The sequence below is a fragment of the Microbacterium sp. Root1433D1 genome (assembly GCF_001426835.1).
Lineage (GTDB): Bacteria > Actinomycetota > Actinomycetes > Actinomycetales > Microbacteriaceae > Microbacterium > Microbacterium maritypicum.
Genome location: NZ_LMFN01000001.1, coordinates 731,193 through 746,225 on the forward strand (window position 1 = coordinate 731,193; position 15,033 = coordinate 746,225).

General features: G+C 69.2%; 16 protein-coding genes. 6 read left to right on the plus strand and 10 right to left on the minus strand.

Annotation, left to right across the window (positions count from 1 at the left end):
• Positions 1-44 precede the first annotated feature (44 nt).
• The gene (locus tag ASD13_RS03560) at positions 45-1,229 is read right to left on the minus strand and encodes an extracellular solute-binding protein (protein ID WP_055865850.1); all 1,185 of its coding nucleotides are present in this window, start codon (positions 1,227-1,229) and stop codon (positions 45-47) included.
• 48 nt (positions 1,230-1,277) lie between these two features.
• Positions 1,278-2,345, minus strand: a complete 1,068-nt coding sequence (locus ASD13_RS03565) for an ABC transporter ATP-binding protein (RefSeq protein WP_055865853.1) — start codon at positions 2,343-2,345, stop codon at positions 1,278-1,280.
• Between the two features lie 117 nt (positions 2,346-2,462).
• Between ASD13_RS03565 and ASD13_RS03570 the strand changes: the two genes are divergently transcribed.
• From ASD13_RS03570 to ASD13_RS03585, 4 genes are read left to right on the plus strand one after another with little or no spacing between them, the layout of a single operon-like run.
• Positions 2,463-3,254 carry a FadR/GntR family transcriptional regulator gene (locus ASD13_RS03570; RefSeq protein WP_055865855.1) on the plus strand — a complete coding sequence of 264 codons (792 nt, stop codon included), beginning with the start codon at positions 2,463-2,465 and terminating at the stop codon, positions 3,252-3,254.
• A 37-nt stretch (positions 3,255-3,291) separates the two neighbouring features.
• Positions 3,292-3,999, plus strand: a complete 708-nt coding sequence (locus ASD13_RS03575; RefSeq protein ID WP_055865858.1) for a cache domain-containing protein — start codon at positions 3,292-3,294, stop codon at positions 3,997-3,999.
• 38 nt (positions 4,000-4,037) lie between these two features.
• Complete coding sequence (locus tag ASD13_RS03580) at positions 4,038-4,823, plus strand: DNA/RNA non-specific endonuclease (RefSeq protein ID WP_055865861.1); 786 nt, start codon at positions 4,038-4,040, stop codon at positions 4,821-4,823.
• A 44-nt stretch (positions 4,824-4,867) separates the two neighbouring features.
• Positions 4,868-5,551, plus strand: a complete 684-nt coding sequence (locus tag ASD13_RS03585) for a helix-turn-helix domain-containing protein (RefSeq protein WP_055865865.1) — start codon at positions 4,868-4,870, stop codon at positions 5,549-5,551.
• Here ASD13_RS03585 and ASD13_RS03590 read toward each other — a convergent pair.
• Entirely contained in the window at positions 5,527-5,925 is a 399-nt protein-coding gene (locus ASD13_RS03590; protein ID WP_017829342.1) for a VOC family protein, read from the minus strand. The genes ASD13_RS03585 and ASD13_RS03590 overlap by 25 nt on opposite strands.
• Before the next feature lie 93 nt (positions 5,926-6,018).
• Here ASD13_RS03590 and ASD13_RS03595 point away from each other — a divergent pair, with 93 nt between their 5' ends.
• A complete protein-coding gene (locus ASD13_RS03595; protein ID WP_200942444.1) occupies positions 6,019-6,747 on the plus strand; it encodes a hypothetical protein in 729 nt (242 codons plus the stop codon).
• Here ASD13_RS03595 and ASD13_RS03600 read toward each other — a convergent pair.
• From ASD13_RS03600 to ASD13_RS03615, 4 genes are all read right to left on the minus strand, one after another.
• On the minus strand, positions 6,711-7,799 hold the full coding sequence (locus ASD13_RS03600) for an alkene reductase (protein WP_055865868.1): 1,089 nt from the start codon (positions 7,797-7,799) through the stop codon (positions 6,711-6,713). The two genes, ASD13_RS03595 and ASD13_RS03600, sit on opposite strands and share 37 nt — an antisense overlap.
• 65 nt (positions 7,800-7,864) lie before the next feature.
• Complete coding sequence (locus ASD13_RS03605) at positions 7,865-8,359, minus strand: MarR family winged helix-turn-helix transcriptional regulator (RefSeq protein WP_017829344.1); 495 nt, start codon at positions 8,357-8,359, stop codon at positions 7,865-7,867.
• 54 nt (positions 8,360-8,413) lie between these two features.
• Positions 8,414-8,902, minus strand: coding sequence for a MarR family winged helix-turn-helix transcriptional regulator (locus ASD13_RS03610; protein WP_055865870.1), 489 nt, complete (start codon positions 8,900-8,902; stop codon positions 8,414-8,416).
• The gene (locus ASD13_RS03615; protein ID WP_082524276.1) at positions 8,871-10,598 is read right to left on the minus strand and encodes a DHA2 family efflux MFS transporter permease subunit; all 1,728 of its coding nucleotides are present in this window, start codon (positions 10,596-10,598) and stop codon (positions 8,871-8,873) included. Before ASD13_RS03615 ends, ASD13_RS03610 begins: the two co-directional genes overlap by 32 nt.
• A gap of 121 nt (positions 10,599-10,719) precedes the next feature.
• Between ASD13_RS03615 and ASD13_RS03620 the strand changes: the two genes are divergently transcribed.
• Positions 10,720-11,616, plus strand: coding sequence for an alpha/beta fold hydrolase (locus ASD13_RS03620; protein WP_055865873.1), 897 nt, complete (start codon positions 10,720-10,722; stop codon positions 11,614-11,616).
• 13 nt (positions 11,617-11,629) lie between these two features.
• Here the strand turns inward: ASD13_RS03620 and ASD13_RS03625 are convergent, their stop codons facing one another.
• The 3 genes from ASD13_RS03625 to aspS all read right to left on the minus strand — a co-directional run bounded on the left by ASD13_RS03625 (position 11,630) and on the right by aspS (position 15,017).
• Positions 11,630-12,391: a glycosyltransferase family 2 protein gene (locus ASD13_RS03625; RefSeq protein WP_055865875.1), complete on the minus strand. Its 762-nt coding sequence runs from the start codon at positions 12,389-12,391 to the stop codon at positions 11,630-11,632.
• 122 nt (positions 12,392-12,513) lie between these two features.
• Positions 12,514-13,554 carry a tryptophan--tRNA ligase gene (gene trpS, locus ASD13_RS03630; protein ID WP_055865878.1) on the minus strand — a complete coding sequence of 347 codons (1,041 nt, stop codon included), beginning with the start codon at positions 13,552-13,554 and terminating at the stop codon, positions 12,514-12,516.
• 161 nt (positions 13,555-13,715) lie between these two features.
• Positions 13,716-15,017 (minus strand): aspartate--tRNA(Asn) ligase, encoded by a 1,302-nt coding sequence (gene aspS, locus ASD13_RS03635; protein ID WP_055865880.1) that lies wholly within the window; start codon positions 15,015-15,017, stop codon positions 13,716-13,718.
• Positions 15,018-15,033 lie beyond the last annotated feature (16 nt).

Sequence of the window (15,033 nt, forward strand, 5' to 3'; positions counted from 1 at the left end):
GGGGTGAGGGGGCGGGTCGGCAGGACCCACCCCCTCGATGCGGCTCAGCCCTTGACCGAGAGCCAGGCGTCCGTCCACTGCTGGAAGTTGGTGCAGGTGACGTCGGTGCGGCCGTCGATGCACTGCTCGATCGGCGTCGTCCAGAACCAGACCTTCTTGAAGTACTCCTCATCCGTGGCGTTGAAGTAGTCGCAGTGCGCCTTCGCCTCCTCGCTGGTGTCGCAGAACGCGGCGTTGGCCGGGGCCATGCCGAAGTTCATCGCGATCGCGCCGTTCACCTCCGGCGAGGACGAGTAGTCCATCCACGCGTACGCGCAGTTCGGGCTCTTCGACTCGGCGGCCAGCATCCAGGCGTCCGACCAGCCGGTCGAGCCCTCCTCGGGCAGCACGCTCTTGAACCTGTCGTCCTCCGTGAGCTTGCGCAGCACCTCCCATGAGGTGCCGAGCACCGTGGTGCCGCCCGCGAACGACGTGATCTGCGCGGCGGGGTCGGACCAGTACTCCGACACGATCTCGTTCTGCTGCTTGAGCAGCTCGACGGCGGCCTTCAGCTGCTTCTCGTCGAGCGCGTACGGGTTGGTGATGCCGAGGTCGGGCTCGTGCGCCATGAGGTACACCGCGGCGTCGGCGATGTAGATCGGGGCGTCGTAGGCGATGACCTTACCCGCGTAGGGGCTGTCCTTCTCCCATGCGACATCCCAACTGGTGGGCTCCTCGGTGACGACGTCGCTGTTGTACTGCAGGATGTTCGCGCCGCGGCCGATCGGGATGCCGTAGGACTTGCCGTTGATGGTGTCGTAGATCTGGCCCTTCATGCCCTCGACGATGTCGTCGCCGAAGTTCGGGATGAGCTCGAGGTTGAGCGGCTGCACGTCGCCGCCCGCGATCAGGCGCAGACTCGCGTCGCCCGAGGCGGAGACCAGGTCGTAGTCGCCGGTGCGCATGAGCTGCACCATCTCATCGCTGGTTCCGGCGACGCGGCGGTTCACCACGCATCCGGTCTCGGCGGTGAACGCGTCGCTCCACGCCGGCTCGACGAATCCGCTCCAGGCGACGATGTTCACCTCGCCCTCGTAGTCGCCGAGTTCCTCCTGCATGGCGATGTCGGGAACGTCGATCTGGAGTTCGCCGGAGCCCTCGGATGCCGTCTCGCCTCCGGTGGCGCAGCCGGAGAGGGCGAGGACGGCGACGGCCGCCATCGCCGTGGTGGCCAGGATCTTCTTACGCATGGATCGCTCCTTTGTGATCAGTGCTGGGGGTGGGGATGTTGCGGTGTTTCAGGGAAGCCGTGCCGCGTGGCCGGGAGACCAAGCGGCACGGACGTGGTGTCCTCGAGCGAGATCGTCATCGGCACCGTGTCGGGTGTTGGGGCGTTCGGCGATCAGGTCGATCCCGGCATCGGTCGCGACCAGGTAGCGGGTGGCCGGGCCGGTGTAGACGATTTCGCTGATCGTCCCGTCGAGAGCGACCTCGCCCGCGGCGAGCGTGCCCTCACGATCGATCAGCCGCATCCGCTCCGGACGCACGCTCATGGTTCGGCGGTCGCCGGTGAGGCGCTCGGCGAGGTCTCCGCCGATGAGGTTCGAGAGCCCGAGGAAGCGCGCGACGAACTCGGTCTGCGGGCGCTCGTAGACGTCGCGCGCGGTGCCGATCTGCTCGATCCGACCGCCGTTGAACACCGCGACCCGGTCGCTCAGTGTGAGCGCCTCCTCCTGGTCGTGGGTGACGAAGATGAAGGTGATGCCGACCTCGCGCTGGATCTGCTTGAGCTCGATCTGCATCTGCTCGCGGAGCTGCTTGTCGAGCGCGCCGAGCGGCTCGTCGAGCAGCAGCACCTGCGGACGCAGGATGAGCGCGCGGGCCAGGGCGATGCGTTGACGCTGGCCGCCGGAGAGCTGGTGCGGCAGGCGATCGGCCACGTGGTCGAGTCGCACCTGCTCCAGCGAGGTCTGCACCCGGGCGGCGCGGGCGGCTTTCCCCTCACCGCGGACGCGGAGACCGTAGCCGACGTTGTCGGCGATGGTGAGGTGGGGGAAGAGTGCGTAGTCCTGGAAAACCGTGTTCACCGGACGTGCGTGCGGCGGCGTCCGTGTCACGTCCACGCCGGAGAGGCGGATGCTGCCACCGGTGACGTCCTCGAAGCCGGCGATCATGCGCAGCACCGTCGTCTTGCCCGAGCCCGAGGGCCCGAGCATCGACAGGAACTCCCCCGAGGCGACCTCGAGGTCGAGGTCGCGGACGGCGGTGAACTCGCCGAAGGATTTCGTGACGCTGCTCAGTGTCACCGTCCCGTCCGGGCGGGTGGCCTCGGGGGCTGCGGGTGCTGCGGGGGCCGTGGCGATCATCTCGCGCTCCTCGGATCGTCGTCGAACGGGGAAGATTCACCAAAACATATAAACCCAGAGGTAATATGTCAACAGGAACTTCTTGGGTATCGTGATCACGGAAGGGAGAATCGCAGGATGGCATCGAGCTCGACGACGCACCCGACGCACGCCTCCGCTGAGCGCTCCCCGGAACTCGAGCACGAGCAGCCGCACCGTCTTCAGGGCGCGCTGTTCCAGCCCATCGGCGATGAGGGACGGGCGGAGCTCGTCGAGCGCCGCCTCGTCGACGCCATCACCCGCGGACACCTCCGCGCGGGCGAGCGCCTCCCGTCGGAAGCCGATCTCAGCAAGAGTCTCGGCGTCGCTCCCGTGACCGTGCGCGAAGCACTCCTGGCCCTCCGCGGACGCGGCCTGGTCGTCACCCGCCGTGGGCGCAACGGGGGCAGCTTCGTCGCCGCGCACGCCGATCCCCTCACCTTCGCCAGAGAGGCCGTGGGCCGCACATCACGCCTGGCCCTGCGCGACCTCGGCGCCCACTACGCCGCCATCACCGGAGCCTGCGTGCGCCTCGCGGCGCGACGCGCCGACCCCAGCGAGACGCAGCGGGTGCGTCGCCGGCTGGAGCGGATCGAGGAGCTCGACCCGGAAGCGCAGCGCCGTCTGCTCGACGACGTGCAGATCGAGATCGTCGCGTTGAGCCAGTCGGCGCGCCTCACCCGCGAGCAGATGAAGCTGCAGGCAGAGCTCTCGCCCTTCCTGCGTCTCGTCGCGCACGAGACAGAGAACCTTCGGCGCCAGGGAGCCCACCTGGCCGCCGTCATCGACGCCGTGGAGGCCGGGGATCCCGATGCCGCCGGGGCGAGGACCGAGCTCATGGCCGCCGAGACCATCGACGCGCTGATCCGGCTCCAGGCAGCGACCGGGTAGATCAGAGGACCAGCATCGACGTGCACAGGAGGACGCGATGAACACAGCAACCGACACCGCCATCCAGGCAGCAGCCGCGATCGTGGAGGACTACTTCACGGCGCCCGTGCGCACCCTGCTCGACTGGGTGGCCCCGTTCGCCGCGGAGGTCTTCGACGCCAGGGCAGCCGGGCCGCTCACGCGCTCGAGGATCGACGCGCTCGTGGAACCGCATGCGTTGTGGACACTCGACCTTCCCGGCGTCCCGGTCTACGGCGCGGGCTTCATCGCCGCGATCGACCTCCTCTCCGATGCCCACAGCCATCTCGCGTGGTGGCAAGGTGAGGACCGCCGGCAGCTCGTGCTCGCCTCGCAGTCGCTGAACAAGGAGAACATCGACTACAGCGCCCTGGAGTGGTTCCGCGTGCCGATGGCCACCGGCGAACCGCACGTCGCCGGCCCCTACGTCGACTACCTCTGCAGCGACGAGTACACGATCACGATCGCCGTCCCCGCCGAGGTCGACGGCCGTCGCATCGGCGTCGCCGGCCTCGACCTGCTCGTTTCGTCCGTCGAACAGGATCTGACGCACCGCTTCGCCGCCCTGGGGTGCGAGGTCACCCTGACCAACGGCGTCGGCCGCGTCGTGGTCTCGACCGATCCCCGCTGGGCGACCGGCGACTCGGTCCGCGGCAGCGGACTCGCCGACCTGCCGCGCGTGGCGTGCGCGGGCGTGGCCCTCGACGTCATCGTCGATCCGCGCTGACAGGTGCAGACGTCGGAGGCACCGTGCACGATGGGATCATGACCGACGGCTACGACGTGGAGTTCCTCGGCACGCGACTCCCCCTCCCTCGCCCCACCCAGACCGTGCGCACACTCCCGTATCCCCGGTTCACGGTGCTGCTCGACCCCGAGCGGCGGCTCGCCGCGGTGACGGCCGTGAACATCGACGGCGCCACGCTGCGCGACCTGCCGCGCACCGGCGACTGGCGACTCGACGAGCGCCTTCCGCCCGATGAGCAGGCGGGGCCCGAGGTGTACGCCCGCAACGACCTCGATCGCGGGCACCTCGTGCGTCGACGCGACCCGGGGTGGGGACCGGCCGCGACCGCGCGGGCGGCGAGCGAGGCGACGTTCTTCTATCCCAACGCCGCACCGCAGGCCGCCGGCTTCAATCAGTCGAAGCAGCTCTGGCTCGGCCTCGAAGACCACGTGCTCGCCTACGCCGAGACCACCGAGCAGCGCGTGTCGGTGTTCACCGCCCCGGTCCTCGCCGAGAACGACCCGAGCTACCGCGGCATCCGCGTGCCGCTCCGGTTCTGGAAGATCGCGGCCTGGCACGGCCACGACGGCCTTGCCGCAGCCGGCTTCGTGCTCGATCAGTCCGCCCTGGTCGACACACGGGAGGGGACGCTCGACGTCGCGCCGCTCAGCGGCTTCCGCACGTTCCAGGTGCCGATCGCCGACATCGCGGCGCTGACCTGCATCGACCTCGCCGCGATGATCGCGGCCGACGTGCTCGTGCGGACGGGCGCCCGCGAGACCGCATGGCGGGCCCTCGACACGGCGGGCGACATCGTGCTCTGATGCCGGTCGCCCACGCTTGAGACCACGCCTGAGACAATGACGTGATGTACTCCGAGACGCGCCTGCCCCACGGAGCAGCGCTGTGGCGCTCCCGTGGCAGCGCGGGTGGGGCTCCGATCCCCGCAGACGGCTGTGTCGACCTGATACTGCGTGACGGTCGCGTCTCGGTGGCCGGTCCCTCCACGCGGTGGATCACGGCGGGTGGTGATGGGGCTGGCGACTCGTTCGGGTTCCGGTTGCCCCCTGGGCGCGCCGGCCACCTGCTCGGCCTCGACCTCGAGGAGATCGCCGACCAGCTCGTCCCTCTCGAAGACCTCACCTCCCACGGGCGTGCCGAGCGCCTGCGTGCGGCGATGGCGCCGTTCGCCGACGGCGCGCACTCCACGGGCGCGCTGTCCTCACTCGCGGTGCAGGCCTCGGAATCGAGCCGCTGGTCCGCCGCCGTGCACCGCTCGGCAGCGGCTGCCGAGCCGGCCGGCCGTGCCGCCGCGGGATACGGGACCTCGGAGCGCTCCTTCCGGAGGCGGATGCTCTCGACCTTCGGCTACGGATACGCCACGCTCGTGCGCCTCGAGCGCTCCCGCCGCGCACAGGCGCTGCTGCGACGAGGAGCACCCCTCGTCGCAGCCGCCGCCGAAGCCGGTTTCGCCGACCAGCCGCATCTCTCGCGCGAGTTCCGGCGGCTGGTCGGCGTCAGTCCCGGTCAGTTCGCAGCGAGCTCCGCATAGAGGTCGACCGAGTTCCCGTCGGGATCGAGAAGCGTCGCGTAGCGCTGACCCCAGTGCGCGTCCCAGGGCTCGACGTGCGCCGTGTATCCGGCGCTCACGAGAGCGGCGAACGCGGCATCGACCTCCGCCGCCGACCCCTTGTCGAAGGCAAGGGCGATGCGATGCCCACCGGTCGCCGGCACGAACCCGGGGTCGAACCCACGGATCGTCTCGATCGTGTCCCAGGCGAGGGTCACGCCGTCATCGAGCTTCGCGTCGACGTGCGCAGCGTCGTCCTGGCCCTGCGCGATGTCGACGCCCAGGGCGCGGTAGAAGGCGAGGGAGGCCGCCATGTCGTGGGTCACGATGCCGATGAAGCCGAGTTTCAATGTCATGCCCCCACGCTACGACCGGTTCACGGACGCGGTCGTGAACAGAACGGCCACGCTGTCCTGCGCGAAGCCTGCGACGCAAGGCACACTGGACCGATGGAGTACAGCGGAGTGGTCCCGACCGACGCGCCCGATCCGAGCATCGAGTCGGAGAAGCGGCTGAGGAGTCTCCCCTTCCCCGTCTTCGAGCTGAGGCCGCAGCGATCACTCACGCGCACGCCGATCGCCGGCTTCACGGAGACCACCGGCATGGCCGGTCGTGAAGAGGTCTCGGCATCGTTCAGCTACACACTGTGGCGGTACCCGGACGACCACGCGGATCCTCGCAACGAGATCGAGCTGGATGAGGCCACGCGGCGATCCCTCATGGAGGAGCCCCCCTGGGGTCGTCCGGCCTGGCTGATCGCGCACGTGCAGGCCTTCCGGTACCCGACGCTGTGGGAAGCGGTGCGCACCAAGTGGCACGCGTCACCTGGTCGAGCGCGATCGTCTCTCCCGGAGCAGCTCGTCGACCACACCGATCACATCCTGCGCAACCAGTTCCGCGAGGAGCTGGGCCTCTCGGCCGATCCGCGCGTCGATCCCGAATCGAACACCACGACCGCGTCGGTGTCGGAAGCGTCGGTCGAAGTCGACGGAGAGGAACGCCCCGCGATGCAGATCGACACCGACCCGCTCGTCTACAGCATCGGATTCCCGATCGATGAGCAGGTCACGTGCACGGCTGTGATCCCCCGGGATGCGCTCGCCCTCGTTGACCTCGCCTTCACGCGCTTCTCCGCGCGACCTCAGACTCCGGCGCGCACCGACTCCAGCGACGGGTAGTCGCTGTATCCCTCCGCCGTCCGGCCGTAGAACAGCTCGGGCCGCGGCTCGTTGAGCTCCGCCCCCTGGATCCAGCGCTCGGCCAGATCGGGGTTGGCGATCACGGGTCGGCCGACGGCGACGGCATCCGCCCATCCGTCGGCGACGAGGGCCTCGGCCTCATCCTTGGTGGTTTCGGTCGCGAAACCGGTGTTGACGATCAGAGGCGCGCCGCCTGTACGGCGGATGTGCTGCACGAGCTCACCGGCAGGGTGCGCGTTGAGCACGTCGATGAAGGCGAGACCGAGCGGCGCGAGCCCTTCGGCGACGGCGGTGTAGGTGGCGAGGACATCCGCGTCGTCCTCCTCCAGCACGCCCTGGATGTTGTGCTGCGGCGAGAGACGGATGCCGGTGCGGTCGGCGCCGACGGCCGCGGCGACGGCCGCGGTGACCTCGATCGCGAAGTGGGCGCGGTTCTCGGGCGACCCGCCGTAGCGGTCGTCACGGATGTTCGACACCGGAGACAGGAACTCGTGCACGAGATAGCCATTCGCACCGTGCACCTCGACGCCGTCGAACCCGGCCGCGATCGCGTTGCGCGCCGCCTGGGCGAACTGCTCGATCACCTCGGGGATCTCGTCGAGGGTGAGCGCGTGTGCGACGGGGAGGTCTGCCTTGCCCTCGGGCGTGCGCGTCTGTCCGGGCGCGGCGAGCGCGCTGGGTGCGACGACCCGCGGCTCCCCCGAGATCGCGGGGTGACCCACACGGCCGCCGTGCATGAGCTGCATGACGATCGTTCCGCCCGCATCGTGGACCGCCGCGGTGATCGGCTTCCACCCCTCGATCTGCGCGGGTGTCACGATGCCCGGCTGCCCGGGATACGACTTGCCCTCGACCGCCGGCCACGTGCCCTCGGAGATGATGAGCCCCTGCCCGGCACGCTGGCGGTAGTACTCCGCCATGGTGGTGGTCGGAACTCCGTCGTCGTCGGCACGGGTGCGGGTGAGAGGCGCCATCACGACGCGGTTGGACAGCTGCAGGGCGCCGAAGACGGCCGGTTCGTAGAGACTCACAGAGGGAGGTAAGGCGCGAGCGGTGCGCCGTATTCCCGCGGCTGCTTCCGCCCGGTCGGTTCCCGTCAGCCGCCGAGGCCGGCGAGCAGGTCGGCGAAGTGGTCGAGGTCGGCGGCGGTCCAGTTTCGCAGCCGCTCACCGATACGACCCTCGTAGCGCGAGCGGGCGAGAGCCACCCGCTCCTGGGCGAGTTCTGTGGCCACGAGCACGCGGGCCCTGCGGTCCTCGGGGTCGGGCACGCTCTCGACGAGTCCCAGCTGCTCGAGCTGTCGCACCTGGCGGCTCACCGCCGACTTGTCGGTCTGCAGCCGTTCGATGATCGCGCCGGCCGAGGTCGCCTTGCCCGTCGCGATGGAGGTCAGCACCTGGTAGCCGAGCGGCTGCAGGTCGGGGTGCACGGTGGCCGCGGCTTCCCGCCAGCCGATGCGGATCCGCGCGAAGAGCCGTCCGAGTTCCTGCTCCACTCTGGTGACGGCCTGATCGAGGTCGTCGTCTCCCAGGCGGCCCGGCGCTGACGCGGATGCGGGGGTCTCGGAAGGGGCGTCGGAGGAGGCGCTCATGATCGCCAGTGTACGGCGAAGCCCCGCTGTCGATCGGGACAGCGGGGCTTCGAGTCACACCTCGGCGAGCAGCCGGAAGGCCTTGGAGGCCGCCCTGATCTCCTCGGGCGTCAGCTCGTCGATCACGGCCTGGAGACGGGAGCCGTAGTCGCGGCGCACCTCGGCGAGCGCGCTGCAGGCCGAGGCCGTCGCGCTCAGCACCCGGAGCCGCCCGTCGCGCTCATCGGGGCGGGACTCGAGAAGCCCCAGCTCCTCGAGCATCCGCACCTGACGACTGATCACCGACTTGTCCATCTCGAACCGCTCGGCGAGCTCGTGCGCGTTCGCGGTGCCCGCCCGATCGATGAACGTGAGCAGCTTGTAGCCGCCCACCTGAAGCTCCGGATGGACCCGGGCGGCGGATTCCCTCCACAGCGACCGAGTCCTCGCGAAGATGAGGTTCAGGTGCGCCTGGAGGTCGCCGAGAGCACTGTCGACATCCGACGGCGCAGCCGCTGCCGAGGCCACGACCTCAGCGCTCCCCGTCCCGGTCTTCGCGCTCACGGTCTTCGCGCTCGAGAACGCGGACCGAACCGGTCGTGGGCCCGCTGCTCGCGCCCTGGATCCGGATGGATCCGGTGGAGAGCGAGGCTCCGACCTCAGCCTCGGAGACCTCGATCACCGACTCCTCGGCCTGCTCGAGCATCTGCTCGGCGGCGTTCTTCGTCGACAGCGGCTTGTTCTTGATGAACGCGATGGCGATGATGGCGATCACGGCGAGCGGAATCGCGATGATGAAGGAGTCCGCGATGCCGTGACCGTAGGCACTCTCGACGATCGCGCGGATCGTGTCGGGCAGCTGACCGACCTTCGGGACGTCGCCGGAGGCGAGGTGCTCGAGCGCGTCGATCTCGGCCGGCGTGGAGGGCACGAAGCCGTCGAGGGCGTCGGTGATGTAGTTCGCGACACTGGTCGACAGCAGCGAACCCATCACGGTGACGCCGATGGTGCCGGCGATCGTGCGGAAGAAGTTGACGTTCGACGAGGCGGCACCCAGCTGCTGCGGCGCGGTGTCGTTCTGCACGATGAGCGTGAGGTTCTGCATGACCATGCCGAGGCCGGCGCCGAGCACGAACATGTACACGGCCACGAGCGGGAACGGGGTGTCGTAGCGCAGGGTTGCCATCAGGCTGACGCCGATCGTCGTGAGGATCGAGCCCGTGACCATCCAGCCCTTCCACTTGCCGAAGCGACTCACGAGCTGGCCGATGATGATCGACGCCCCCATCTGGCCGATGATCATCGGGATGGTCATGAGGCCCGACTCGGTGGGCGTGGCGCCACGGGCGAGCTGGAAGTACTGCGCGAGGAACACCGACGTGGCGAACATCGAGACGCCGATGGCGATCGAAGCGATGACCGACAGGGTGAAGGTGCGGTTTCGGAACAGCGACATCGGCACGATCGGTTCCTTGACGAAGAACTCGACCGTGATGAACGCGGCGATCGCGACGCCGGCGGTGACCACGAGCATGATGCTCGTCGAGGAGTCCCAGTCGAACTGGTTGCCGCCCATGGAGACCCAGATGAGCAGGGTCGAGACGCCGACGGCGAGGAGCACGATGCCGAAGTAGTCGATCGAGACCTTGGTGTCGCGCTGGGGCTTGGGCAGGTGCAGCGTGAACTGCAGCAGCACGAGGGCGAGGATCGCGAAGGGCACGCCGACGAAGAAGTTGGAGCGCCAGCCCCATACGTCGGTGAGGAGTCCTCCGAGCAGAGGGCCGCCGATGGTGCCCAGGGCCATGATGCCGCCGACGACGCCCATGTACTTGCCGCGCTCACGCGGGGAGATGATGAGGGCCACGGCGATCATGACGAGCGACATCAGGCCGCCGACGCCGATGCCCTGGACGACGCGCACAGCGATGAGCATGTTCGTATCGGTCGAGAAGCCGGCGATCACGGTGCCGACCGTGAAGAGGATGAGGGAGATCTGGACCAGGACCTTACGGTCGACCAGGTCGGCGAGCTTGCCCCAGATCGGGGTGGAGACGGCGGTGGCCAGAAGGCTCGCGGTGATGACCCAGGTGTACTGGGACTGCGTACCGCCGAGGTCGGCGATGATGACCGGCATCGAGGTCGACACGACCGTGCCCGAGAGCACGGCGACGAACATGCCGACGACGAGACCGGAGATCGCGGTGAAGACCTCGCGGGCCGAACGGGTCGTCTCAGGGGGTGCGGATGGGGTGTCTGTCACGGGGTGGCGCTCCTGCGTAGAAAGTTGATCGAGGTCAACCATACGCCTTTAGTTGCCAAAGTGCAACTAAAGGCGAGACGCTCCCGATGTGCTTCTGCACGAGGGAGCCGAGGGGTAGCTTGTGAGCGTGTCGACAGATTCGAGGAGCGAGCGGGCATCCCGCACCCCGGCCTCCCTCGACGCGGCCATCGGCGACATCGACTGGACGACGCCTCCCCCCGGGTCGGTGCGGTCGCGGTTCTCCGCCCCGAGCGGTGAGCTGTCCGTGATCTCGATCGGCGACCCGGGACATCCGCGGGTGGTGCTGGTGCCGGGGGCGACGGGGTCCAAGGAGGACTTCGCTCTGATCCTGCCGCTGCTGGCGGAGGCCGGCTACTTCGTGCAGTCGTTCGACCTCGCTGGGCAGTACGAGTCGCACGCCGCCGGTGCGAACTCCGCCTACACCTACGAGCTGTTCATCGGCGACCTGGTCGCATTCCTCGAAGCGGGCACACCCGCACATCTGCTGGGGTATTCGTTCGCCGGCACGGTTGCTCAGCTGGTCGCCGTCCACCGCCGGGACCTCGTGCTCTCCCTCGCGCTGCTCACCACACCTCCGGGGTCCGGCAACGTGTTCGCGAGCATGAAGTGGCTGGGTCCCCTCGCCCCGATCGCGAGCCCACGGCGCGGAGCCGGCCTCATGATCTGGGGGATCGTGACGAACAAGAACCGGGTCCCACCCCGACGGTTGGAGTTCGTGCGCTCACGGTTCGCGCTCACGAGCAGGCGCAGCGTCGACGAGATCGTCGGCCTCATGGTGATCGCGCCCGATGTGCGCAGCCGCGTGCGGGAGCTGCCCGTGCCCAAGCTCGTCGTCGCCGGGTCGCATGATCTGTGGCCCCTCGCCGCCCACGAACGGTACGCCCGCGACATCGACGCCGAGTTCCGCTCGTATGCGACCGGCCACAGCCCGAGCGAGACCACCCCGCATCAGCTCGCCGCCGACCTGCTCGATCTCTACGCGCGGGCTCGCGACTGAGCCACCGACGGCGTCACCGGCCGACCGAAGAGCGCTCGGCCTCGCGGCGAGCCTGGCGCCGCCGGTGCAGAGGCTCTTCCGACAGGTGCAGCCGCACGGTGGGCACCACATAGCTCAACCGCCGTCGGAGCGACGCCCAGTCCTGGAACGGCCGCGCCGAGACCTCGACCACGAGGCTTCGATCGCGCAGCACCGTCATCCCCGGCCGCACGTGGAACGACAGGTCGAAGTCGTCGTGAATGTTCTGCTCCTCGCGGTGCACCTCCCCGCTCAGCATCCGCCAGGCGGCGGCGCGCATCGCCATGTTCGATCCGTAGAGGGGCGCATGCCCGAGAAGCGGACCCATCGCGGCGTACATGCCGCCGATGTAGAGGTGCGCCCCCATCCAGTGCACCAGGGGCGTCGCACCGTAGAAGCGCGGCTCCCCCGTGACGAAGTCGACGTCGTCGCGGGTGCGGAACGTCCGTTCGATCCGCGCGATCCAATCCGGTGCCGGCCGGGAATCGGCGTCGAGCCGCGCGATGATGTCACCGGTCGCCGCGTCGTAGCCCGCGGCCGATGCGCGAGGAATCCCCCGGATCGGCTCGCTCACGACCCGTGCGCCGAACCGCTCGGCGACGGCGGCCGTGTCATCGCTGCTGCCGTTGTCGACGATCACGATCTCGTCGGCCTTCCGGGTCTGCCGGGCGAGGGCGCTCAGACACACCTCCAGCAGGCGGGCGTCGTCGCGCACCGGGATGACGACGGAGACGGAACGCGGGAACACGGTCGTCATCGTTCTCCTCCCCTGCACGGCTCGGCACTCAGACACAGTCTCCACCGTGGACGCCCTCGCCGGGCGATTGAGCGAGGATGGTCGCCGATGTCGAGCGCGCGGGCGGCCGGCGCGCAGGCCGCCTAGTACACGGTCCCCATCGCCTCGCGCACCTCATCGAGGGTTGCGTCTGCGATCCCACGGGCGTGCTCGTTGCCTCGACGAAGCACGCGGCGCACGATCTCGCCGTCTGCAGCGAAGCCTCGACGCCGCTCCCGCAGGGGTGCCAGGAAGTCGTTCACCGCCGTCGCAGTGACCTTCTTCAGTTCGCCGCTGCCGCCGTCACCGATGTCGTCCGCCAGCTCCTCGGGCGCGACGTCGAGGCACAGAGCGGCCGTCGACAGCAGCGCCGAGACGCCCGGCCGATGCTCCGGATCGAACGTGATCCGCCGATCCTGATCCGTTCGGGCACGGCGGATCGCGGCGACGGTCTCGTCCGCCGTCATCGACAGGGCGATCGCGTTGCCGTAGCTCTTCGACATCTTCCGACCGTCCAGCCCCGGCACCTCCGGCGCCGCGGTGACCAGGGCATCGGGAACCGGGAAGATCGGGCCGTAGCGCTCGTTGAACCGTCGGGCGATCACCCGCGTCATCTCCACGTGCGGCAGATTGTCCTTTCCCACCGGCACCAGGTTGCCCTTGCAGAACAGGATGTCGGCGGCTTGATGCACCGGATAGGTCAGCAGCAACCCGCTCAGCGCACGCCCCGAGGCCTCGAGCTCCGACTTGACCGTCGGGTTGCGGTGCAGCTCGGCCTCGGTGACGAGACTGAGGAACGGCAGCAGCAACTGGTTCAGCGCAGGGACCGACGAGTGCGTGAAGACCGTCGTCCGCTCCGGGTCGATCCCGGCTGCGAGGTAGTCGAGAACGGCCCCGTGCACGTTGTCGCGCACGTGCGCCGTCGTATCCCGGTCGGTGATGACCTGGTAGTCGGCGAGCACGAGGAACGTCTCGACCCCGGCTTCCTGCAGCCGCACCCGCTCCCGGATGGTCCCGAAATAGTGCCCGAGGTGAAGCGCCCCGGTCGGGCGCTCGCCCGTGAGCACACGGAACCTCTCCGGGTGCCGGGCCACGGCGTCGGCGACCTCCGTCGATCGCTGCGCGGTCGCGGTGAACGAATCCATCTGTCTCTCCCTGAATCGGGAGCCGCACGGAGTTCTCGGGTGCTGTCACGAACTGCCGTGCAGCCCGTGAACATGCTTCAACCGGCTGCTATCGCAGCCACCACCATGCGGAGCGGTTGAAGTTCATGCCACAGATGCTATCGCGCACCGCGACCGCGGGCTCACGGGGTGAGCCGGTGCAGGTCGCGCGGGAAGAGCGTCACCTCCCGGATGTTCGACGCCTCGATGAGTCTCGACACCCAGCGCTCCAGACCGATCGCGAACCCTCCGTGCGGCGGCATGCCGTGCGCGAAGGCCGAGAGGTAGGAAGCGTACGCGTCGGGCGACTCGCCCCGCGCCTCGATGGCGGCGACGTAGTCGGAGTACCGATGCCGTCGCTGCCCACCGGTCACGAGCTCGAGGCCGCGGAAGATCAGGTCGAAGCTGTTGCTCCACCGCGGGTCGTCCGGCTGCGGGTGCGTGTAGAAGGGCCGCTTGCGCATCGGGTACCCCTCGACCGCGATCACGTCGCTGCCGTACCGCTGCTGGGCCCACTCGCCGAGGGCGCGCTCGTGCGCCGGTGCCAGGTCGGGCTCGTCATCCGGGGCTCCGACCCGCCGCAGCGCGTCCTGGAAGTGGATCACCGGGATCTCGTCGGGGATCGCGGGAAGCGCGAGGCCGAGGCGCGCGACCGCGTCCCCGCTCTCGGTGCGGATGCTCTCGATCATGCCGAGCAGCACCCGGTGCAGCAGCGCGAGCACATCGCGGTGGTCGCGGATGAAGCCGAGCTCGGCGTCGAGGGAGACGTACTCGGCGAGATGACGCACCGTGTCGTGCGGTTCCGCGCGGAACACGGGGCCCGTCTCGTAGACGCGCTCGAAGACGCCGACGAGCTGCTGCTTGAAGAACTGCGGACTCTGCGCGAGGTAAGCGGTCGTGCCGAAGTAGTCGACCGGGAACACGTTCGCTCCCGACTCCGTCACAGAGTCGACGAGCTTCGGCGTCTGGATCTCGGTGAATCCCTCGGCGTCGAGCGTGCGACGGAATCCGCGCAGGCTCGCCGCAGCCAGCTCCCACTTCGCACGCTGAGCGGGGTGCCGCCAGGTCACCGCCGCATGGTCGAGCACCGTGGGAAGCGCGGCGTCGAGAGTGGGCCGCCACAGCTCGACCACCGGGGTGCGGGCGGGCTCCGAGAGCAGGGTGATCTCGGGTGCTGTCACCTCGATGCCACCGGGGGCGTGCGCGTTCGCGGTCGCGGTGCCTTCGATGCGCACGACCGTCTCCTCACCGGGCAGACCGGCGGTCGGGAGCTGCTCGGGTCGGAACACGATCTGCGCGAGTCCGGTGCGGTCGCGCAGGATCAGGAACGAGACGGTGGCGAGTTCCCTGCGCCGGTGCACGTGTCCCATGAGGGTGATCCGTACGCCAGGGGGCGTGTCGGGAAGCTGAGTGGCGAGCGTGCGAGCGGGGTCGGTCGGCGACATGATTCCTCCAGGTGGC

What these genes read in the sequence shown, in the direction of transcription:
- ASD13_RS03575 (WP_055865858.1), top strand. Translation starts at nt 3,292, where the DNA reads ATGAACACAGCAACCGACACCGCCATCCAGGCAGCAGCCGCGATCGTG.
- aspS (WP_055865880.1), bottom strand. Translation starts at nt 15,017, where the DNA reads ATGTCGCCGACCGACCCCGCTCGCACGCTCGCCACTCAGCTTCCCGAC.
- ASD13_RS03595 (WP_200942444.1), top strand. Translation starts at nt 6,019, where the DNA reads ATGGAGTACAGCGGAGTGGTCCCGACCGACGCGCCCGATCCGAGCATC.
- ASD13_RS03560 (WP_055865850.1), bottom strand. Translation starts at nt 1,229, where the DNA reads ATGCGTAAGAAGATCCTGGCCACCACGGCGATGGCGGCCGTCGCCGTC.
- ASD13_RS03605 (WP_017829344.1), bottom strand. Translation starts at nt 8,359, where the DNA reads ATGAGCGCCTCCTCCGACGCCCCTTCCGAGACCCCCGCATCCGCGTCA.
- trpS (WP_055865878.1), bottom strand. Translation starts at nt 13,554, where the DNA reads ATGGATTCGTTCACCGCGACCGCGCAGCGATCGACGGAGGTCGCCGAC.
- ASD13_RS03585 (WP_055865865.1), top strand. Translation starts at nt 4,868, where the DNA reads ATGTACTCCGAGACGCGCCTGCCCCACGGAGCAGCGCTGTGGCGCTCC.
- ASD13_RS03570 (WP_055865855.1), top strand. Translation starts at nt 2,463, where the DNA reads ATGGCATCGAGCTCGACGACGCACCCGACGCACGCCTCCGCTGAGCGC.
- ASD13_RS03590 (WP_017829342.1), bottom strand. Translation starts at nt 5,925, where the DNA reads ATGACATTGAAACTCGGCTTCATCGGCATCGTGACCCACGACATGGCG.
- ASD13_RS03580 (WP_055865861.1), top strand. Translation starts at nt 4,038, where the DNA reads ATGACCGACGGCTACGACGTGGAGTTCCTCGGCACGCGACTCCCCCTC.
- ASD13_RS03565 (WP_055865853.1), bottom strand. Translation starts at nt 2,345, where the DNA reads ATGATCGCCACGGCCCCCGCAGCACCCGCAGCCCCCGAGGCCACCCGC.
- ASD13_RS03625 (WP_055865875.1), bottom strand. Translation starts at nt 12,391, where the DNA reads ATGACGACCGTGTTCCCGCGTTCCGTCTCCGTCGTCATCCCGGTGCGC.